This is a genomic window from Terriglobus roseus (assembly GCF_900102185.1).
Taxonomy (GTDB): Bacteria; Acidobacteriota; Terriglobia; order Terriglobales; family Acidobacteriaceae; genus Terriglobus; species Terriglobus roseus_A.
On record NZ_LT629690.1, the window covers coordinates 525,170 to 545,442 of the forward strand.

General features: G+C 57.6%; 20 protein-coding genes. 11 read left to right on the forward strand and 9 right to left on the reverse strand.

The annotated features are described in order from the left end of the window. Positions 1-23: 23 nt before the first annotated feature. The 4 genes from BLT38_RS02455 to BLT38_RS02470 are packed head-to-tail and all read right to left on the reverse strand — an operon-like array spanning position 24 to position 2,467. Positions 24-1,274 carry a spinster family MFS transporter gene (locus BLT38_RS02455; RefSeq protein WP_083343750.1) on the reverse strand — a complete coding sequence of 417 codons (1,251 nt, stop codon included), beginning with the start codon at positions 1,272-1,274 and terminating at the stop codon, positions 24-26. Positions 1,275-1,294: 20 nt separating this feature from the next. Next, positions 1,295-1,777 carry a DUF7684 family protein gene (locus tag BLT38_RS02460; protein WP_083343751.1) on the reverse strand — a complete coding sequence of 161 codons (483 nt, stop codon included), beginning with the start codon at positions 1,775-1,777 and terminating at the stop codon, positions 1,295-1,297. After that, positions 1,777-2,124, reverse strand: coding sequence for a hypothetical protein (locus tag BLT38_RS02465; RefSeq protein WP_172838115.1), 348 nt, complete (start codon positions 2,122-2,124; stop codon positions 1,777-1,779). The genes BLT38_RS02460 and BLT38_RS02465 overlap by 1 nt, the downstream gene beginning before the upstream one ends. A gap of 49 nt (positions 2,125-2,173) precedes the next feature. Next, a complete protein-coding gene (locus BLT38_RS02470) occupies positions 2,174-2,467 on the reverse strand; it encodes a DUF503 domain-containing protein (protein ID WP_083346879.1) in 294 nt (97 codons plus the stop codon). Between BLT38_RS02470 and pstS the strand changes: the two genes are divergently transcribed. From pstS to BLT38_RS02510, 8 genes are all read left to right on the forward strand, one after another. Further along, positions 2,433-3,677, forward strand: a complete 1,245-nt coding sequence (pstS, locus tag BLT38_RS02475) for a phosphate ABC transporter substrate-binding protein PstS (RefSeq protein WP_231966698.1) — start codon at positions 2,433-2,435, stop codon at positions 3,675-3,677. The genes BLT38_RS02470 and pstS overlap by 35 nt on opposite strands. A 10-nt stretch (positions 3,678-3,687) precedes the next feature. Further along, positions 3,688-4,677, forward strand: coding sequence for a phosphate ABC transporter permease subunit PstC (gene pstC / locus BLT38_RS02480; protein WP_197674916.1), 990 nt, complete (start codon positions 3,688-3,690; stop codon positions 4,675-4,677). Further along, a complete protein-coding gene (locus BLT38_RS02485; RefSeq protein ID WP_083343754.1) occupies positions 4,677-5,120 on the forward strand; it encodes a hypothetical protein in 444 nt (147 codons plus the stop codon). Before pstC ends, BLT38_RS02485 begins: the two co-directional genes overlap by 1 nt. After that, complete coding sequence (gene pstA / locus BLT38_RS02490; protein WP_083343755.1) at positions 5,120-5,977, forward strand: phosphate ABC transporter permease PstA; 858 nt, start codon at positions 5,120-5,122, stop codon at positions 5,975-5,977. The genes BLT38_RS02485 and pstA overlap by 1 nt, the downstream gene beginning before the upstream one ends. After that, positions 5,974-6,777, forward strand: a complete 804-nt coding sequence (gene pstB / locus BLT38_RS02495; protein ID WP_083343756.1) for a phosphate ABC transporter ATP-binding protein PstB — start codon at positions 5,974-5,976, stop codon at positions 6,775-6,777. The genes pstA and pstB overlap by 4 nt, the downstream gene beginning before the upstream one ends. Before the next feature lie 62 nt (positions 6,778-6,839). After that, positions 6,840-7,811: a c-type cytochrome gene (locus BLT38_RS02500; protein WP_083343757.1), complete on the forward strand. Its 972-nt coding sequence runs from the start codon at positions 6,840-6,842 to the stop codon at positions 7,809-7,811. 92 nt (positions 7,812-7,903) lie between these two features. Next, the gene (locus BLT38_RS02505) at positions 7,904-9,763 is read left to right on the forward strand and encodes a M20/M25/M40 family metallo-hydrolase (RefSeq protein WP_083343758.1); all 1,860 of its coding nucleotides are present in this window, start codon (positions 7,904-7,906) and stop codon (positions 9,761-9,763) included. Between the two features lie 192 nt (positions 9,764-9,955). After that, on the forward strand, positions 9,956-11,701 hold the full coding sequence (locus BLT38_RS02510) for an oleate hydratase (RefSeq protein ID WP_083343759.1): 1,746 nt from the start codon (positions 9,956-9,958) through the stop codon (positions 11,699-11,701). Positions 11,702-11,776: 75 nt separating this feature from the next. Here BLT38_RS02510 and BLT38_RS02515 read toward each other — a convergent pair whose 3' ends face one another. Beyond that, on the reverse strand, positions 11,777-12,193 hold the full coding sequence (locus BLT38_RS02515) for a secondary thiamine-phosphate synthase enzyme YjbQ (RefSeq protein ID WP_083343760.1): 417 nt from the start codon (positions 12,191-12,193) through the stop codon (positions 11,777-11,779). Positions 12,194-12,360: 167 nt separating this feature from the next. Here BLT38_RS02515 and BLT38_RS02520 point away from each other — a divergent pair, with 167 nt between their 5' ends. Then, positions 12,361-13,989, forward strand: a complete 1,629-nt coding sequence (locus BLT38_RS02520; RefSeq protein WP_172838116.1) for an ATP-binding protein — start codon at positions 12,361-12,363, stop codon at positions 13,987-13,989. A 32-nt stretch (positions 13,990-14,021) separates the two neighbouring features. Then, the gene (locus BLT38_RS02525; protein WP_083343762.1) at positions 14,022-15,494 is read left to right on the forward strand and encodes a sulfatase; all 1,473 of its coding nucleotides are present in this window, start codon (positions 14,022-14,024) and stop codon (positions 15,492-15,494) included. A 70-nt stretch (positions 15,495-15,564) separates the two neighbouring features. Here the strand turns inward: BLT38_RS02525 and BLT38_RS02530 are convergent, their stop codons facing one another. From BLT38_RS02530 to BLT38_RS02545, 4 genes are all read right to left on the reverse strand, one after another. Next, positions 15,565-16,530, reverse strand: a complete 966-nt coding sequence (locus tag BLT38_RS02530; RefSeq protein ID WP_083343763.1) for a sugar phosphate isomerase/epimerase family protein — start codon at positions 16,528-16,530, stop codon at positions 15,565-15,567. 85 nt (positions 16,531-16,615) lie between these two features. Next, on the reverse strand, positions 16,616-17,392 hold the full coding sequence (locus tag BLT38_RS02535; protein WP_083343764.1) for a carboxypeptidase regulatory-like domain-containing protein: 777 nt from the start codon (positions 17,390-17,392) through the stop codon (positions 16,616-16,618). A 37-nt stretch (positions 17,393-17,429) separates the two neighbouring features. After that, on the reverse strand, positions 17,430-18,503 hold the full coding sequence (locus BLT38_RS02540) for a cytochrome-c peroxidase (RefSeq protein ID WP_231966699.1): 1,074 nt from the start codon (positions 18,501-18,503) through the stop codon (positions 17,430-17,432). Between the two features lie 4 nt (positions 18,504-18,507). Continuing rightward, positions 18,508-18,921: a cupin domain-containing protein gene (locus tag BLT38_RS02545; RefSeq protein WP_083343765.1), complete on the reverse strand. Its 414-nt coding sequence runs from the start codon at positions 18,919-18,921 to the stop codon at positions 18,508-18,510. A 75-nt stretch (positions 18,922-18,996) separates the two neighbouring features. Here BLT38_RS02545 and BLT38_RS02550 point away from each other — a divergent pair, with 75 nt between their 5' ends. Next, positions 18,997-20,262 (forward strand): SLC13 family permease, encoded by a 1,266-nt coding sequence (locus BLT38_RS02550; protein ID WP_083343766.1) that lies wholly within the window; start codon positions 18,997-18,999, stop codon positions 20,260-20,262. Positions 20,263-20,273 lie beyond the last annotated feature (11 nt).

Genomic DNA, 20,273 nt, shown 5'->3' on the forward strand with positions numbered 1-20,273 from the left:
AAAGTCGAAATCTTTGCTGCAGATTAAGAATGTTGCGGGACGGCGGATGTCGCGGACGTATCGCGAGGAGCGAAGCGCGCTCCACACCATTGCAGGAGTGAGGATGCGACCAGCGCAATGACGGAGACACCGAGGCCGATGTGCAGGTTTGTGTGGTCGCTGACGAAGCCGATGATACGTGGCGATGGGACGTCGCCAAAGAGGTGGATGAGGAAGAGTTGGCCTGCGAGCGCGGTGGAACGGACGCGTGCGCTGACTGAGTTGACGATGGCTGCGTTGACCGGGCCGCTGCCGAGGAAGAGTGCCAGCTCTGCGATGGCTAATGATGGCAGCATGAATTGCTTCGGTCCGAAGAAGCAGAACAATGCAAACGGGATGCATAACGCTGGACCGATGGCACAGACCCAATAGAGAGCGCGGTGATCGGTCTTGAGCCATCGTTGCGCCCACCATCCACCGATAGCTGTGCCGAGGATTCCTGTGACTGCGGTGATGGCACCTACCGAGAAGCCTGCGGACGTGGCGGACATGCCTGCTTCGCGTTGCAGGAAGCTGGGGATCCATGCGCTGATGCCGCCGATGGTGAAGGTGGTCATCGCGTAGCCCATGGTTGCGGTGAGGTAGGCGGGGTTCTTGAGCAGATCGAAGACTGCGGCGGACTTTTTCTTTTCGCCGCGGGTATCGGATTCGCCGCGTTCAGGTTCACGCAGGAAGAAGAGGATGACAAACGCGATGAGTACGCCGGGGACGGCGGAGATATAAAACGCTGAGCGCCAGCCGTGATTTTGGCCGACCCATCCACCGAAGCTGTAGCCGAGCGCCGCGCCGACGGGGATGGCGACGTTGAAGATGGTGAGGGCGCGGTTACGTTGCGAGGGTGGGTAGTAGTCGCTGAGGAGCGCGGGGCCGTAGATGCCGAAGCTGGCTTCGCCGATGCCAAGTGCGGCGTGACGGAAGAGCAGTCCGTCGAAGTTATGCACCATGGCAGTGAAGAGATTGACGCTGCTCCAGAGCAGAGCGCCAATGACGATGAGGGGCTTGCGGGGGAAGTGGTCGCCGAGCCAGCCGGTGAGCGGCGCCGCAATGATGTAGGTGAGGAAGAAGTATGTGGTGAGCGCGCCTATGCGCTCGTCGGAGACGTGGAACTCTGACTTGATCATCTCCTGCACGCCGGGCAGGATGTAGCGATCAATGTAGTTGACCAGGTTGAGCGAGGTGAGCAGCACCAACGCGACGGTGGCGGCTTTAGCGTTGGCTTTGGTCTCTTCGGTCATCGCGAGGAGGATAGCAGGTCTTAGTCGAGCTGAGCTTTCACGGCTTTCATGGTGTCAATTGCGAGCTTGCTGTCGCCTACTCCGATGGCGATCCAGTCATGACAGAGCGACTCGTAAGCTGCCGCAGGCTCTGCACAATGGACAAAGAAAAAGGCTGCCTCGGCAAGGCCGTCCCGATCATGCCAGGTGGTCATGATGACGCTGCGGTCGTCATCCTCATAAAACCTGCCGTCAATAATGATGCGATCAATAAGGTCATGCAGACCCTCTGCGTTGCCGTTGGCCCACACACAGCAGTAGCAGAGGCCTTGTTTGAGCAGGCTCGTTGCGACCTGAATCCAGGTTTGCCGTTCGTTTGGCCAATCGGGAGCGACAAAGAAAGCGACGAAACGGCCACCTTGCTCTATGCATTCGAGGGGAGAAAGTAGATCCCATACTGTTGAAGCGTGCAGCACGCGATAACGCCTGCCGTACTGCTTCCGCTCCAACAAGGTACGAATCATTACGCAGTCTTCAGGCGCTTGCCGAGGACTTCCGCAATCCCGATCGACGCGATGCCGATGATGAGGTGTGTGATCTGGATGTAGGGCAGGTCCGGGCGGCCGATGTGGGTGAGCTGCATGATGCCGATGACGGGCAGCAGGATGGCCATGACGATGGTGCCAAGGGCGAGGCCGATTGCGCGTCCGAGACCCATGAGGCCGAGCACGATCATCAGCAGTGCGATGGCAAAGCCGATATACATGTGTACGCTGATGGGCCATGCCACCGTGTGGAAGTAAAACAATGCGCCCGTGATGAGGTTCACAAGCCACAGCAGGCGGATGGTCATGAGTGTGCCTTTAAGCATGTGAGTATCGTACCGCGCCGAGGCATGGCTTCGCGGCTAAATGTCGTTGTTAGTCGAGGATATCGGTCTGGGTGTCTAAGACAATTGCTCCCAGACCTACCGCCAGACGGTTAACAGCTTCCTCTACTTCGTGGAGCTGTCCCTGGAGGTAATCGCGGCTGCTGTGGATGGCGGCGATGCCGATGGTGGCGCGGTTCCACATGGGTGTTTCGTCGAGCTCGGCGACGGAGATGTTGAAGCCGTGACGGAGCTTGTCCTTTATGGAACGCACGACCTGGCGTCGGTCCTTGAGGGATTGCGCGTGCTCGATGGCGATTTCGACGGTGAGCGTGGCGATGGGCATGGCTTTCTGGAAGATTTTAGGCTTCCTGTATGAGCGACGCACCCCGGCGTTCATGGTGCGTTCATGGCGATGGGCTAGTGTTGGGGCAGGCGCTCCGTGTGAGACGATGTTGGCAGGCGGCGCGGATATGGTTTCTGCTGCTGGATTTCCGTTTTTCTCAGGGGTGGTTTTGCTTCGTCGGGTCGCAGGGATGTGCGCTCTGCTGTTGTGGATTGGCTGTGGCGCGGTTGCCGCGGCACAGCAGATGACGCTGACCGGAGCTGGCTCGACCTTTGCCTATCCTCTTTATTCCAAGTGGGCTGCCGAGTATCTGAAGACGCATCCGCGGATCCAGGTGAACTACCAGAGCATCGGGTCGGGCGGCGGTATTCGACAGGTGAGCATTGGCACCGTGGATTTTGGCGGCACCGATGGGCCTATGACGGATTCGCAGCTGGCCGAGGCGCGGACTAAGCTGAACGGCGCGAACATCCTGCACTTTCCTACGGCGCTGGGGGCGGCGGTTCCGGTCTATAACTTGCCCGGCGTTTCGGCGGAGCTGAACTTTACGTCGGCGGCGCTGGCCGGGATTTTTCTGGGCACGATTCAGAAGTGGAACGATCCGGAGATTGCGCGGGCGAATCCGGGTGTGAAGTTGCCGAATGAATTCATCCTGGTGATTCATCGCGCGGATGGCAGCGGCACCTCGTTCCTTTGGGTGGATTACCTGGCGAAGGTGAATCCGGCGTTTGCGGCGAAGGTGCGGGTATCGACGTCGCCGCATTGGCCGGTGGGGTTGGGCGGCAAGGGCAATGAGGGTGTTGCTGGGTTGGTGCGGCAGATGCCGAACTCGATTGGTTATGTGGAGCTGGTGTACGCGCTGAACAGCCACATGCTGTACGGGAAGATTCAGAATCGTGAGGGCCAGTTCGTTAAGGCGGATCTGCGTTCTGTGTCGGCTGCGGCTACGGCGATGTCGAAGTTAATGCCAGCCGATTTCCGCGCGGACATTACGAATCCGCCAGGGGTGGGCAGCTATCCTGTGTGCAGCTTTACATGGATGCTGGTGCCGACGAGGATGGCGGATCGCGCGAAGGGCGCGGCGCTGAAAGAGTTTTTGACGTGGGGCCTGACGGACGGGCAGAAGTATGGTGCCGCACTTTCGTATGCGCCATTGTCGAACGATATTGTGGATCGCGAGTTGCAGGCGCTGAAGCTGCTGCAGTACTGAAGAGATGGGAATGACAACCACAGAGACATCGTCGGAGATGGTTGCGCAGAAGCCTGCAGGGGCGACGAAGTTGTCGTTCATGGAGCGGTTGCGCAAGGGCGATGAGGCTGCGTATCTGATTACGATTTGTGCCGCGCTGACGGTGGTGTTGATTACCGGGTTGCTGGCGCAGCATCTGTGGGTAAATTCGGCGCTGTCGCGGCACCAGTCAGGCTGGCGTTTTCTTTGGAGCAGCGAGTGGGATCCGGGCAGCGAGATATTCGGCGCGTTGCCGTTTATCTACGGGACTCTTGTTACGAGTGTTCTTTCGCTGGCGATTGCGATTCCCATTGGATTAGGCGCTGCGATTTTTCTGGCGGAGATGGCGCCGCGCAAGTTGAGCGACATCCTCACATTTCTTGTGGAACTGTTGGCGGCTGTGCCGAGTGTGATCTTCGGCTTGCTGGGCATCTTTGTGCTGGTGCCGATCCTGAGCAACTATGTGGTGCCGCCGCTGCGTGCATTGTTTGGTTGGTTACCTATCTTTCAGGGCGCGTTCTATGGCGTGAGTTATTTCTCCGCCTCGGTGGTGCTGGCCATCATGATTGTGCCGTTCATCGTGTCGATCTCGCGCGAGGTGTTGTTGAGCGTGCCTGCATCGCAGCGTGAAGCGATGATGGCGCTAGGCGCGACGAAGTGGGATGTGACTTGGCGCGCGGTGGTGCCGTATGCCAGCCGAGGCATTATGGGCAGCGTGTTTCTGGCGCTGGCGCGTGCGCTGGGCGAGACGATGGCCGTGACCATGGTGATTGGCAATGTGCCGGATGTACATCTTTCGCTGCTGGCGCCGGGATACACGATTGCATCCGTCATTGCGAATGAGTTCACCGAGGCGACGGGCGATCTTTATATTCATGCGTTGATTGAGCTTGGTCTGGTTCTTTTTGTGACGACCATGCTGATTAATGCAGCCGCACGGCTACTGATGCTGCGTTTTAAGGTGCAGGAGGTGAATGCGTGATGAGACTCATGCTTTCTGCTGTTGCACCGTTGTTGCTGGTTACGCTGCTGGGTTGTGACAATACGTTTGATGCGGCTGCGGCGAATCCATCTGCCGAGACTGTTCGGCAGTATGTGGAAAGTGGTTGGATGCCGCATGGAGTGCCGCAAAATTTGCGCGCTGTGAAGGTGAGCGGCGATACGGATACCGAGCGTTACGTGGGGACGTTCACGAGCGACGCGACGGATGCTTTCCTAGCGAAGTGCAAGCTGGACAAGGATGGGTTCGTTGTTGAAACCGGCTTGCCCAAGTGGTTTCCGGAAGAGGTGCGCTCGACCAGCTCCTCCGACACGCTTCGCGGTGAAGGTTATGAAACCTATAGCTGTGAAGACGACTTTGCTGTGATTCGCAAGGGAACGGATAACACTGTTTGGTTTTGGTCGGACAGGGAGGATGACGACTGATGGCGTCGCCTGTATATCCTCCGAAACGCCGCCGCGTGGTGAATGCGGTGATGCTCACGTTGACCGGGCTTTGCACGCTGCTGGTGGTGAGTGTGCTGTTCTTCATCCTGGGTTATCTTGCGTGGCATGGTGCGCGTTCGCTGAACTGGGACTTCTTCACCAAGTTGCCTGCGCCTGTGGGACAAGAAGGCGGCGGCATGGCGAATGCCCTGGTGGGTTCGCTAAAGATGCTGCTGATTGCTAGTGCGATTGGTATTCCGATTGGCATGCTGGCGGGGATTTATCTTGCGGAGTTTGGACGCGGCTGGCTGTCAGGGCTGGTGCGTTACATGACGGATTTGCTGAATGGTGTGCCGTCGATTGTGATGGGCATCTTTGTGTACACGCTGGTGGTGCTGCCGATGCGGCATTTCTCCACGCTAGCGGGCGGCATTGCGCTGGGCATCATGATGATTCCGATTGCGCTGCGGTCGACGGAAGAGTTTCTGCGCGGTGTGCCGAACAGTATGCGTGAGAGCGGACTGGCGCTGGGTGCGAGCAAGGCGCAGACGGTGTTCACGGTGATCGTGCCTGCGGCGATTACGGGTATTGTTACCGGCATCATGCTGAACCTGGCGCGTGTGGCGGGTGAGACGGCTCCACTGTTGTTTACGGCGTTTGGAAACCAGTTCTGGAGCAAGGGCGTGAACGAGCCCACGGCTTCTTTGCCAGTGATGATTTTTAACTACGCGATTTCGCCGTATGAGGATTGGCACCGGCAGGCTTGGGCTGCGGGATTTGTGTTGCTGATGGCGGTGCTGGCGATCAACATTGTGGCGCGTGTGATTTTACAGCGCGGACGACGGGTGGGCCGATGAGTTCGCTGGCGAGTGTGTTTGCGCCGCAGGGTGCAGTGGCGGAGGACTTTGCGCATCCGCAATTCACCGCACGCGAGGTGAATTTTTATTACGGCGGCTTTCATGCGTTGCACGATATTTCGATTGTGCTGCCCGCGCGAAAAGTCACTGCGCTAATTGGGCCTTCAGGCTGCGGTAAGTCGACGTTTCTGCGCATTCTGAATCGCATGTATGAGACGGTGCCGCATACGCGCATCGCTGGCGATGTGTTGTTAGGTGAGCAGAACCTGTTTGACTTTGATTCGATTGTGCTGCGGCGCAAGGTGGGCATGGTGTTTCAAAAGCCTATGCCGTTCTTCAAGTCGATCTATGACAACGTTGCGTATGGGTTGCGCGTGAACCACATTGTTGGGCGTGGCGAAATTGACGAGCGTGTCGAGAAGAGCCTGCGACGTGCGGCGCTCTGGAATGAAGTTAAGGATCGGTTGCACTCGTCTGCGCTTGGTTTGAGCGGCGGCCAGCAACAGCGACTTTGCATTGCGCGTGCGTTGGCAATTGATCCGGAAGTGCTGCTGATGGATGAGCCTTGTTCGGCGCTTGATCCGATTGCAACCGCGAAGATTGAAGAGTTGATGGTGGAGTTGAAAGAGCAGTGCACCATCATCACCGTGACGCACAACATGTTGCAGGCGGCGCGTGTGGCGGACTATACGGGCTTCTTCATGGCAGGAAGGTTGATGGAGTTTGATGCTTCGCGCGTGATCTTCCAGCGGCCTGCCCGACGCGAGACGGAAGAATATGTGACCGGCCGGTTTGGCTGAGATTACGCCGCGTCGTGTGATGGCGCGCTCGTACTGCTTCTGTTGTGTGGAAGAATGCTGCGGTGAAATCCCTTGGATGGTTTGCTGTTGCCAGTGTGGTCGCAGGTTCTCTGCTGCCGTTGTCTCTTCGTGTCCATGCGCAGAAGAATGCGGGTGAGTCGTTGCCGGTTTGGGCATGGCCGTTGTTGCCGCCGGGTACGCCTGCTGAGCCTGCGGCAAAGCCTACTGGCGAAGTGAAGCATGTTCCGGGAAGCTCGGCTTCTTATACGGATAAAGAGATTCCGGGTTTGTTCCTGGTGCCGGATTGGTTCCCGAATGAGCATCCGAAGATGCCGCAGGTAGTTGCAGTGGGGCGTGCGCCGGGTGTGAATGCTTGCGGGCATTGTCATCTGCCTACGGGTATGGGGCGGCCGGAGAACATGAGCGTTGCCGGGTTGTCGAAGGGGTACATGATCCAGCAGATGGCGGATTTTCGCGATGGTTTGCGGAAGTCGTCGGAGCCTCGCTTTGGATCGACTCGGGCCATGATTCACACGGCTCAACAGGCTACGCAGGAAGAGGTAGAGGCGGGTGTGGACTACTTTGCTTCGCTCAAGCCGGTGAAGTGGATTCGTGTGGTGGAGACGAATCGTGTGCCGTTGACTAAGGTGGGCGCGCTGATGATGGTTGTCGCGGACACGAAGCAGACAGAGCCGATTGGTGATCGTGTGTTGGAAGTGCCGGAGGACCTGGAGCAGACGGAGTTGCGCAATCCGCATTCAGGGTTTGTGGCTTATGTGCCTGTGGGTTCGTTGAAGAAGGGCAAGGCGCTGACGCGGACTTGTGTTGCGTGTCATGGGAAAGACTTGCGCGGTGTCGGCGATGTGCCGTCGATTGCGGGCAGGTCCCCGAGCCAGATGACACGGCAATTGATTGATTTTCAAACAGGTGCGCGCAATGGAACGCATGCCGCGATGATGAAGCCGGTCGTGCAGAACATGACGCTGTCGCAGATGGTGGCGATTACGGGATATCTGGCTTCGCTGCGGCCCTGAAATCTCCTTGATTGGCCGCGAATATCCGGTGTTAGGATGAAATCTTCCAAACATCGCATTTCGGTTGGGCTGAGGCCCACAAGGAGTTACGCATGGCCAGATTTCTGGTTCATATGCTCGCTGCCAGTTGCCTGGCTGTAGTCCCGGCAATGGCGCAGGCACCCGCTGTTTCTGACGTGAACACGCAGTTGCGCGCGCAGGAGACCAAGGATTCGCAGCTGATGTGGTGGCTGCACGAAGTCACCGATGTGTATGGTCCTCGTCTGACGGGTTCGCCGGGACTGAAGGCTGCGCAGGACTTTGCTGTGAAGCAGATGAAGGCGTGGGGATTCCAGAATGTTCACCTGGAGCCGTGGAACTTTAACCATCCGGGATGGCAGAACTACGAGACGGTGGCGAATGTTACCGCGCCGTTCCAGCAGCCGCTGAATGTGCGTGCGGTGTCGTGGACGCCGGGAACCAAGGGTATGGTTGAAGGCAAGGTGCTGGTGGTGGAACCGCCTCTGCCTCCTCCGGTTGCTCTTGGTCGCGGTGGTGGTGCGTTTGGTCGTGGCGGTGGGCCTTCGCCGGAACAGTTGAAGGCGATGGAGCAGGCGGGAACGTCTCCCGCGCCGATGCCTGCGGCTAAGCCGGAAGAGCATAAGCCTGTGACGCAGGCTGATCTGGATGCTTACCTTGCTTCGATCAAGGACAAGGTGAAGGGTTCGGTTATCTTCTATGGACCGCATGTGGAAGTACCGGAGAACTTTGCGCCAGCAACGCTGCGTCGCCCGGATGAGCAGTGGGAGCAGCAGGCTGGTCGTCGTGGTGGTTTCCCCACACCGCCGACTCCTCCGAAGACGGAAGGATTGACGCTTGCCGAGGTAACGGGGCAGGTGAACAAGTTCCTGATTGCGAATGGTGCGCTGGCCAAGGTGACGGACTCGGGCCGTGCTTACGGTATTGTGTTGCAGCAGTCGACCGCTGGTTACAACGAGAATCCTGATAGCCCGAACCTGCCGACGCTGGTGATGGGCAATGAGGACTATGGTCGCATCTATCGCACGACGAAGATCGACCATCTTCCTGTGACGATTCGGTTGAACGTGAAGAGCGAGTTCTATCCCGCAGGCAAGACGGTTTACAACGTGGTTGGCGAATTGCCGGGTACGGACAAGTCTGACGAAGTGGTGATGGCGGGCGGTCACTTTGATTCGTGGAATCCGGCGACTGGTGCTACGGACAACGCTGCGGGTAGCACGGTTGCCGTGGAAGCGTTGCGATTGATTAAGGTGCTTAACCTTCCGCATCGTCGTACCATTCGTGTGGCACTGTGGAGCGGTGAGGAGCAGGGCTTGTACGGTTCGTTGGCGTATGTGGCGCAGCACTTTGGCAGTGCGGAAAACCCGAAGCCGGAGTGGTACAAGCTGGACGCTTATCTGAACCTGGATGATGGTACGAGCAAGCCGCGCGCTGCAAGCGTGTTTGGTCCGCCGGAGGCTGCGGCGATGGTGCAGGGCGCGATGGATAACTTCAAGGACTGGGGTTTCTTCCACGTGAGCCCGACGGTTGGCCGACAGACTGGTGGAACTGACAGCACCTCGTTTAACAATGCGGGACTGCCGGGCGTTGGTTATAGCCAGGATCCGTTTGACTACAACACGTATACGCATCACACCAGCTTCGATACGTACGAGCGCATCTATGAGCCGGATATGCGCGAGGCTGCGGTGGAAGAGGCGTTGACGCTGTATGCGTTGGCGAATGCAGAACAGATGGTGCCGCGCTGCTCAGTGGCGACGATGCCTGCGCCGCCGGTGCCCAATGCGCGTGTGATTGCTGCTCGCAAGAGCACGCTGCCACGCACGCCGGTGGAGGAGTTCATGCTGCCGGAAGGTGCGACGGCTCCTGAGCGTCCTAACCCATGCACTGCGGTGCAGCCGAAGGAAGCTGCGCCGGTTTCCTGGAAGTAGTTCCTACGCTTAACAGCGCGAGAGGCCAGCCGATGATTTGGCTGGCCTCTTCGTTTTGCTTGTTGTGCCTCTTTGACATGCAATGGTGGTACCTTGCTTGGTAACTAAAGTCAGGATCGGCTGCACGGCCGATGGCGCCTCGACGATTGGGCTCATCTGTCCGCACTCCCCGAAAATGACAGGAGGTCCTCCTTGTACTACAGTGCTGGAAACTACGAGGCATTTGCGCGTCCGCGTAAGCCTGCGGGTGTGGACGATAAGTCTGCCTATCTTGTAGGTGGTGGCCTGGCTTCGCTGGCCGCTGCAGCCTTTCTCATCCGCGATGGACAGATGAAGGGAGAGCGCATCACGATACTGGAAGCGTCAAAGATTGGCGGCGGTGCTCTGGATGGTGCTGGCGATGCGCAGACAGGATGGTTGATCCGTGGCGGTCGTGAGATGGAAAACCACTTTGAGTGTCTGTGGGATTTGTATCGCTCTATTCCGTCGCTTGAGATCGAAGGCGCGTCCGTTCTGGATGAGTTCTATTGGCTGAACAAGGACGATCCTAATTTTTCATTGCAGCGCGCCACCATTGAACAAGGTAAGGATGCCGAGACGGGCATGAACTTTACGCTGTCTGGCAAGGCTCGTAAGGAAATCATTGAGCTGGTTCTGGCATTGCCGGAACAGTTGTATGAGAAGCGGATCAATGAGGTGTTTGGCAAGGACTTCTTCGCCTCGAACTTCTGGCTGTACTGGCGCACGATGTTTGCCTTTGAAGAGTGGCATGGTGCGCTGGAGATGAAGTTGTATGTACAACGATTTATCCATCACATTAACGGGCTGCCTGATTTCAGCGCTCTGAAGTTTACGAAGTACAACCAGTACGAATCGCTGGTGCTGCCGCTGATTACGTGGTTGCAGAAGCAGGGCGTGAAGGTGCAGTTCGACACGCAGGTGATGAATGTTGTTTTCGACATTGCGCCTGCGGAGAAGGTGGCGCGGCGTATTGATTGGATTCATGAAGGCCGCGTTGGTGGAGTGGATATTACGGAGAACGAGCTTGTCTTCGTGACCAACGGATCACTGGTAGAGAACTCAGAGTGGGGCGATCACCATACGCCTGCGAAGTTTGATCCGATTGTGCATGACGGAGGGAGCTGGCATCTGTGGCGCAACATCGCTGCGCAGGATCCTTCATTTGGCAGGCCGGATAAATTCTGCACGCGGGCTGAGGAGTCGCAGTGGGCGTCAGCGTCCATCACGACGCTGGATCAACGTATTCCTGCATACATCGAGAAGATTGCGAAGCGGCCCACACGTTCGGGCAAGGTGGTGACGGGTGGCATTGTCAGCGTGCGCGATTCTTCGTGGCTGATCAGTTGGACTGTGAATCGGCAGCCGCACTTCAAAAAACAGCCTGAGGATCAGACGGTGGTTTGGTTCTACGCGCTGTTTACGGATCGTCCCGGTGATTATGTCAAAAAAGCGATGCGTGACTGCACTGGGGAAGAGATTACAAAGGAGTGGTTATATCACCTGGGAGTGCCGCCACAGGAGATTGAGGAACTGGCGGCGAACGGAGCCATTACGCGCCCGTGCATGATGCCGTTTATTACGGCATTCTTCCTGACACGCAATGGAACGGATCGTCCGCTGGTGGTGCCGGAAGGCGTGAAGAACTTTGCTTTCATCGGCCAGTTTGCGGAATCGACGCGCGACTGCATCTTTACGACGGAGTACTCCGTGCGCACCGGCATGGAGGCTGTGTATCAGTTGTTGAAGATTGAGCGTGGCGTGCCGGAGGTGTTCGGGTCTATCTATGACGTGCGCGAATTGATTAAGTCCACCGCGTTTCTGCGTGATCACGAGAAGATATCCGTTCCGTTCTTTGTGCGGAAGTATGTGGATAAGACCATCATTGGGCGGATGTTGGAAGAGTATGGAGTTATCTGATCTTCCTTTTTTCGGGTGCGGTACTAAGAAAGGCCAGCCGATTTTGGCTGGCCTCTTCATTTTGTGTTGATGAAATTATTCGCCGATAACATGCAGAACGATCTGTCTGCGGTGCGGATGCGTGCGGTGCTCGAAGAGGTAGATGCCCTGCCAGGTGCCTAAGACGAGACTGCCGTTGGCGATCGGAATGGAGAGTTGCACCTGGGTTAACGCGGTTTTCAGATGCGCGGGCATATCGTCCGGACCTTCGTCAGTGTGTTCGTATGGGCCGTTTTCAGGGGCGATACGGCTGAAGTAGGACTTGAGGTCGCGGCGCACGCTGGGGTCTGCGTTCTCCTGGATCAGCAGCGAAGCTGAGGTGTGCCGGCAGAAGACGGTGAGCAGGCCGGTGTGGATCTGCTGCGCTCGGAGCCATGTTTCCACTTCCGATGTGAACTCATAGAGCCCCTGGCCGCGCGTTGTGATTTCGAGTTTATGTACGGATTGCTTCAAGCGACTGCCTCTGTTTCAAGGATAGCGTTGCTCCTGTTGTTATGCGGCGTGGCTAAGGGGGCAGGGTTGCGGTGACAGCGTTTGGAAAACTGCTGGAGTGCTCTTTGTCAGAACGCTGACGTAAACTTCTGTGCATGAGTTCAGGCGTCCCAGAATCTGATACTGGTATGGATTTGCGCGATCTGCTGGAAGACCAGGCATTTCGAGACCGTCCACGGCAACTGCGCGATCCAGATCGAGGGAGCATCGCATTTCGGCACTTTGCTGAAATCCTGGGCGGTGATCGGGAATCCGTCCTTCAGGAATTAGTGGACGCCGTGGTGAACCTTTGCGGTGCGGATAGTGCCGGGATCTCGCTGGAGAGGCCGGACGAAGGAACATTCGAATGGGTTGCCGTTGCGGGTAGTTTCGAGCGTTATCTGCACGGACGCACGCCAAGGAACTATAGCCCTTGTGGCACCTGCCTGGACACAGGCCGACCACAGCTTTACCGGGTGACCCAGCCTTACTATGACTTTCTGGGGGTGAGCGCCGATCCGATTACTGATGGTGTTTTGATTCCCTGGTCGAACGAGTTTCTGAAAGGCACACTATGGGCTGTTTCGCACTCTGCAGAGGATGCATTTGATTTTGAGGACTATCAGTTCCTGAAGAGCATCTCGGATTTTGCGTCGATCATCCTTGGCCAGCAAGTGCGGCGTCGTCAGTTGACGGATGCGGAGAAGGCGAGGGCGGACGCAGATACCCGCCTGAAGCGGATCATGGAAACGGATGCCGTGGGAATGATCTTCTTCGACGGCGAAGGCACCATCATTGAAGCCAACGATGTGTTTCTGCGCATGGTGGACTACACGCGGGACGATGTTGCATCGAGAGCGATGACGTGGCGCAAGCTTACGCCGCCGGAGTGGGTGGCGAGCAGTGAAGAGCAGATGCGGGGCTTTGTTAAGACTGGCCGCATTGGACCCTATGAGAAGGAGTACTTCCGCAAGGACGGTTCGCGCCGGTGGATGCTGTTTGCAGGACGTGATCTGGGTGATGGAACGATCGTGGAGTATGCGATTGACATTACAGATCGAAAGCGCGCAGAAGCAGCTCTGGTAAGAAACGACAAGCTGAGCACGTTGGGGCGATTAGCTGCGTCCATTGCGCACGAGATTAACAATCCGCTGGAGGCTACAACCAATCTCCTCTATCTGGCGAGGACGACGGATGGTCTTCCTGTAGAGGCGAAGGATTACCTGATTCTTGCGGAAGCGGAACTGAAACGTGTGGCCCACATCACGCGGCAATCCCTGGGTTTTTATCGTGAATCGAGCCAACCGTCAGAGGTTTCGTTGCCAGAACTGCTGGAAGCCACGATTGATTTGCTTCAGGCAAAGATTACAAGCAAGCAGGCACACATTGATCGGCGTTGGAAGGAAGACGTAACGGTGCGTGCCGTCGCGGGCGAGTTGCGCCAGGTCTTCTCAAACCTGATGGCGAATAGCCTGGATGCGATTGACGTTGGAGGGACCATCACGGTTCGTGCTGTTCGGCACGGCAGCGATCGTGGACCGATGGCGCGCGTCAGCTTTTCTGATTCGGGATGCGGCATTGAGCACGAGAAACGTAAGAATATCTTCGATCCGTTTTTCACGACGAAGCAGGAGTTGGGAAACGGGCTCGGGCTGTGGGTGACAAGCCAGATTATGGAGAAGCACCGTGGCACTCTCCGCATGAGAAGCCGTACGGAAGCGCCTTATCGGGGCACAACATTTTCTCTCTGCTTCCCACTGAGCCATAACGCGGAATAAGACAAGGGAAGCACTGCACAGGAGTGTGATCGTTGGATCGTCGTGAGTTTCTGTTGAAGTCTTCGCAGGCGATGGTGGCTTCGTCGCTTGTTGGTACACGAGGTGAAGCGCAGGGGAAGCAGCCCACAAAGAAGAGCAACATCCTGTGGCTGGTGGCGGACCAGATGCGTGCGCAGGCGTTGGGGGTTAATGGCGATCCGAATGCTCATACTCCGAACATCGATCGCTTGAGTCGCAGCGGTATTAATTTTCAGCAGGCGCGTTCCGGGTTTCCCTTGTGCTGCCCGTTTCGTGGCACGATGCTGACGAGTCGTTATCCGCACCATATGGTCCCGGGGCATGAGTATCCGTTGCCTGCCGGGCAGAAGACAGTCGCGAACCTGTTCAATCACGCTGGTTATCACACGGGGTATTTCGGTAAGTGGCATCTGGGTGGCTTTCACGAATCGGAAGGCCGCGCCACCATGTATGTTGTTCCGCCGGAGCGGCGTGGTGGTTTTAAGACGTGGATAGGGTATGAGAACAACAACAGCCCTTGGGATACGTGGGTGCATGGTGGCGAAGGCAAGGACGCGTTTCAGTATCGGTTGCCGGGGTATGAGTCTGACTCGTTGACGGACCTTCTCATCAAGTACATTCGTGAGCGCGTTGCGGAACAGAAAGCAGGGAAAGGACAGCCGTTTTTTGGTGTGCTGTCTGTGGAGCCTTCGCATAACCCGTACATTGCGCCGCCGCAGTTTATGTCGCGGTACAACGCGGAGCAGATCAAGCTGCGACCGAATGTTCCTGCGGATGAGACGATGCCCGGCAAGGGGCCGCGTGTGTTGGGTGGGCGCGAGACGATTGGTGAGAAGTCACGTCAGGACCTGGCTGGATATTATGCGCAGATTGAGAACTGGGACTGGAACATTGGTCGCATCATTGAGACGCTGACTTCGCTGAACCTGCTGGACGATACTCACATCATGATCTTTGCGGATCATGGCGATACGCATGGATCGCATGGGCAGTTTCTGAAGACGAATCCTTATGAAGAGTCGGTTCGCATCCCGATGATCGTCAGTGGCAGCGAAGGTTTTTATGATGGCCATGAGACGGGCAAACCAAATGTGTTGTTCAGTGCGATTGATATTGCGCCGACGACGCTTGGCCTGTGCAATGTTGGCATTCCGGATTGGATGGAGGGCAATGATCTTTCGGGGCATCGTTTGCAGTCGCGCCCAAGGCCAAAGAATCCGGATTCAATGTATTTGCAGAACGTGATTCCGACGGGACATCCTGATAGCGTCAACACGCCTTATCGCGGAATTGTGACGACGGATGGATGGAAGTATGTGTGTTTGCCGCGGCAGTCGTGGATGATGTTCAACCTGATCGATGATCCGTATGAGCAGGTGAATGTGGCGTTCAACGACGGTTATAAGGCGGATCGGAAGCGGTTGCTGGCGCGGTTGAAGCAGTGGGTTACCGATACGGGCGATACGTTCGAGCTGCCGGAGAGTTAGTTCGTTTTCCTAATCAAATACAGAAGGCCAGCCTTTGCGGCTGGCCTTCTGCATTGTGTTGGTCTTCTGATTAGGAGAGGGACTTGAGGTACTTGTAGTCGGCTTCTGCGGCCTGCATTGCGGGCATGCGGCTGTAGGGGCCTTCCTGTTCGACGAAGATGTGCTCGATGCCCTTGCCCTTAACGCTGGCGAAGATTTCCTTGTAGTTGACGACGCCTGTGCCGATCTCCGCGCCCTTGGGTGCGTTGGGGCCGGTTGCGGCGCCGGGTTCGATGGCAAGGAAGTCCTTGATGTGCAGCATGCGAATGCGGCCCGGATAGCGGTTGATGTACTCAGATGGCTTGTGGCCCGCGACGGTGATCCATCCGCAGTCAATCTCGAAGAAGACCGTGTTCTTATCGGTGTTCGAGATCAGATAGTCGTAGCCGGGCTTGCCGTTGTCGTCTGCGAATTCCATGGTGTGGTTGTGTGCGGCGAAGCGCAGACCACTGGCCTTGGCAGCGGCGCCTACCTTGTTCATGGCTTCGGCGAGTGCCTTGAATTCATCCGGCGTCATGGGAGCGAGCATGCCACGCATGGTCTTGGCCATGGCGGCGCGGCGCTCGTCCTGCGACATGCTGCTCATGTCGGGCATGGATGCGGATGCGAGGATCTGCTTTGGCACCGAAGACGTGGCGTACGTGCAGCCGAGCGTGTGCGCGTCGTCGAATGCCTTGTTCAGGTTGTTCATGTCGAACTGCAGATGCGCGCTGGGACACTTGATGCCGTTGTCATCGAAGATTTTGCGGAGGGCTGCGGCGGTCTTTGCGGAGCCGAAGCCTGCGGTTTCGACTTCCTTGTAGCCGATGGCGGCAAGCTGCTTGATAGTGGCTTCCGCGTCCTTGCCGAGGTCGGCGTTCACCACGTAAAGCTGGATGCCGATGGGCAGGCCGAGCGGTGTGGCCGAAGCAAAGCGGGGCATGGCGGCGGCCATGGCGGTGACGGCGGCGAGGCTGCCCGCGCGTCCGAGGAAGACTCTGCGTGTGATGTTGCTCATGGCTTTTGAACTCCAGCGGTTATTGATAATGCGTTGACCCCGCCAACTGTAGACGCTTGGCGGGGTGTGGGGCAAGAGCGAGGCGCTACTTTGCGTGAAAAGTGAGGTTCGCTTCCGCCTTGCCGCTGGGCGCGATGGTGACCGAAGTCTCTATGGGATCCATGTTTTCGTGCCATGCGGTGACGGTATAGGTGCCCGGCGGCAGGTTCGGGAGTTTGAAGGTGCCGTCGTCGCCGGTGACTGCGAAGTATGGGTGATCGACCACGCCGATGAAGGCGTGCATCCAGTCGTGGATGTTGCACTTCACGGGGATCATGACTTCCGCCTTTGTGAATTTACGGTGCATGGGCGGGTCGCCGGGGCCCTGCGAGTGATTCCACTCGCGGTTGTCGTGCGGCATGGGATGGATGTTGTGCGTGACGGGATCGGAGTTGATGATGTCCAGCGTCTGGCCGGTTTGCAGACCGAGCACACGGGGTTTGAACCAGCAACCGGATTGGTCGATCTTGATGGAATCAGTGGGCGTGGCGAAGGCTTTGCCTTCGAGGCCCTTGGAGATGTAGACGAAGGCGTTGGCGAGGTCACCGCTCTTGTCGACGAGCAGCGATTCGTCCAATACCTTGCCGCCCTTGTGGGCCTTGGCGCAGGCTGGGTCGCTGCTCATGTCGATGACTTTGGGCTTGGCTTTGGGGCCTTCGTACTTGATGGTGCCGGTGACGGTGCCTGCCGTGGCGGTGTCCACTTTGAAATATGTGGGTTCGGCTGGTTTTGTTGCGGCAGAAGTATCGGCGGTACTTTGCGATTGTTTACAGCCGGTGACGGCGAGCAGGAGGAGCGCGGCGGTGCAGAGCTTGCGGTTCATTGCGTTTAGTCCCTCGTTGGTTCAGACGCTTTTCGTTTTACTTGCTGTTGGATGGTGGGCCAAGGTTTGGTGTCACGTCGCCGGTTAGGGCGTTGAGAAATTCGAGGAGGTCGGTGCGGTCCTGGCCGGTCATGTGAATCTTCTTCATCTCAGGGTCGAGGTATTGATTGCTGTTGCCCTGGCCGGCGTAGAAATCGATGACTTCTTTCAGCGTCTTCAAGCGGCCGTTGTGCATGTAGGGTGCGGTCTTTGCGACGTTGCGTAGCGTGGGCGTTTTGAATGCGCCTTTGTCGGTGGCGACTTTGGTCTCGTGAAAGCGGCCAATGTCGCTGAAGTCGCCGTCGTCGTTTACACCTTCGCCGATGTTGTGGAACTTGCCGTCGGTGAAGAGTGCTCCCTGGGGTGCGATGGTGTGGCACGAGGCGCAGTTGCCGCCGTTGGGATTGAGGAAGACGCCGTAGCCGCGGAGTTGTGCGGGTGTGAGCGCGTTCTTGTTGCCGCCGAACTGGTATTGGTCGAAGGGCGAGTTGCCGGTAAGGGCGGTGCGTTCAAACGAAGCCAATGCTGCTTCGACGCGTGCGATGTTTACGTCTTCCGTGCCGAAGGCTTTCTTGAAGAGAGCGCGGTATTCGGGGTCGTCGCCGAGTTTGCTGACATCGGCGGCGTGGGGCTGGCTCATCTCGACAGGGTTTGCGATGGGGAAGGCGGCTTGCTCTTCCAGCGTGATGGCGCGGCCATCCCAGAATTGAAACGGCAGGTAGGCTGCGTTGAGGATGGTGGGCGCGTTGCGTGTGCCGAGTGCGCCGCGTACGCCGGTGCTGACGTTCTTGCCGTCGGTAAAGTAGTCGCGCGGATCATGGCAACTGGCGCAGGAGAGTGTGTTATCGACGCTGACGCGCTTGTCGTAGAAGAGGCGGCGGCCAAGGGCGATGGTGTCGGCGGTGGGCGGATTGTCTTTTGGAATGGGAACAGGCGGCAGGCCGAGCAGCGGCTGGATGTGGACCTCTGCGCCGATGGGGCGCGCGCTGACCTCTTTCTTCTTGCAACCTGTGGAGAGAAGCAGCAGGGCAAGGCAGAGGAGGACGCGATGGTGCTGTTGGCGCTTCATCATTCTGTTAGACGCTTTGCGCCTCAACGCCCTTTGCCAGCCATTTTGAGAAGTAAAACGTCATGGGCGTGCTGCCGGTGTTGGTGATGCCGTGGAGCGTGTTGGCGGCGCAGTACATGATGGCCCCGGGACCGACTTGTGTCGTAACACCATCGACTTCGATGATGCCGGTGCCGGTAGCGACGATCATGGTTTCTTCTTCGGGATGACGGTGTGGCGGATGCGGTGTGGCTCCCGGGTCGAGTACGCACATGCCGGTGCAGAGCGTGCTGAGGTGGCCGGTGGGGCCGTTGTAATGCACGTATGCCGCGGTGCCGGGCGCTGCGCCCACGGCGGGAAGGTTTTCGTAGGCGATGACACCGTCGGCGAGAAGGGGCGCGTCGGTTATGGTGTCAATGTGCGTGATGGCGGCTTCGCTCATGATTTGCTCCGGGTGGCCAGTATAGCTGTGCGATTTCGCAACCGTGGAGAGATGAAATACGTCAGAGTGTGACAGATGCCGGTTGAGTTATCCCATGTGCTGTTGATTGCGATTGTTGCGGCGAGCATTTTGCTGATGCTGGTGCGGCCTAAGAACCTGCCGGAGGTTTGGTGGGTGGGGCCCGGTGCGCTGCTGCTGGTGGTGCTGCGGCTGGTGCCGCTGAGGACAGCGGGCAAAGCTGTTGCGGAAGGCAGCGATGTGTATCTGTTTCTGATCGGCATGATGCTGCTGAGCGAGCTGGCGAAAGAGAATGGCGTGTTTGAGTGGCTTTCGACGCATGCTGTGCTGGGCGCGCATGGGAAGCGGTCGCGTTTGTTTGCGTTGATGTATGCGGTGGGAACGGTTGTCACCATCTGCATGAGTAACGATGCGACTGCCGTGGTGCTGACGCCCGCGGTGTTGGCCGCGGTGAAGAAGGCGAAGGTGCCGCCACTGCCTTATCTGTTTGCATGCGCCATGATTGCGAATGCGGCTTCGTTTGTGTTGCCGATTTCGAATCCTGCGAACCTGGTGGTGTTTGGCGCGCACATGCCGCCATTGGGACAGTGGCTGGCTTCGTTTGGTTTGCCTTCGGTGTTGTCGATTGCGGCGACTTACTTTGTGCTGCGTTGGTACTTTCGCGAGGAGTTGCGCGATGGCATTGAGTGCGAGCCGGAAGCGACGTCGTTGGAGTGGAATGCGAAGGTGGTGCTGGCTGGGTTGCTGCTGGTGATTGTGGTGTTGCTGGTGGCTTCGGGATTGGGATGGCAGCTTGGTTTGCCGACGTGTGCTGCGGCATGTGTTGTGGTGATCGCGGTGTCGGTGATTGCGAAGAAGAGTCCGCTGCCGATGCTGAAGGAGATTAGTTGGACGACGCTGCTGCTGGTGGCTGCGTTGTTTGTGATGGTGCGCGCGGTGGAAGCGATTGGGGCGCTGGGCTATGCGGTTGCAGCGATGCGATGGGCTATGCACCTGCCCGTGGTTGCAGGCGCATTTGTGGTGAGTTTTGTTGTGGGTGTTGGAAATAACATCGTTAACAATTTGCCGCTGGGTTTGATTGCGGGAGCCACTGTGCAGACGGCGCAGGTGCAGGGTGTGCTATCGCACGCGGTGTTGATTGGTGTGGACCTGGGGCCGAATCTTTCTGTGACGGGATCGCTGGCTACGATCCTGTGGTTGCTGGCGATTCGCAAGGAAGACATGCATGTCAGCGCATGGGATTTTTTGAAGGCTGGTGCGATTGCCATGCCGGTGGCGATGGTGGCTGCGATATGCGGAGTGCTGTTGATGCACTGGATATAAAAGAAAGAGCG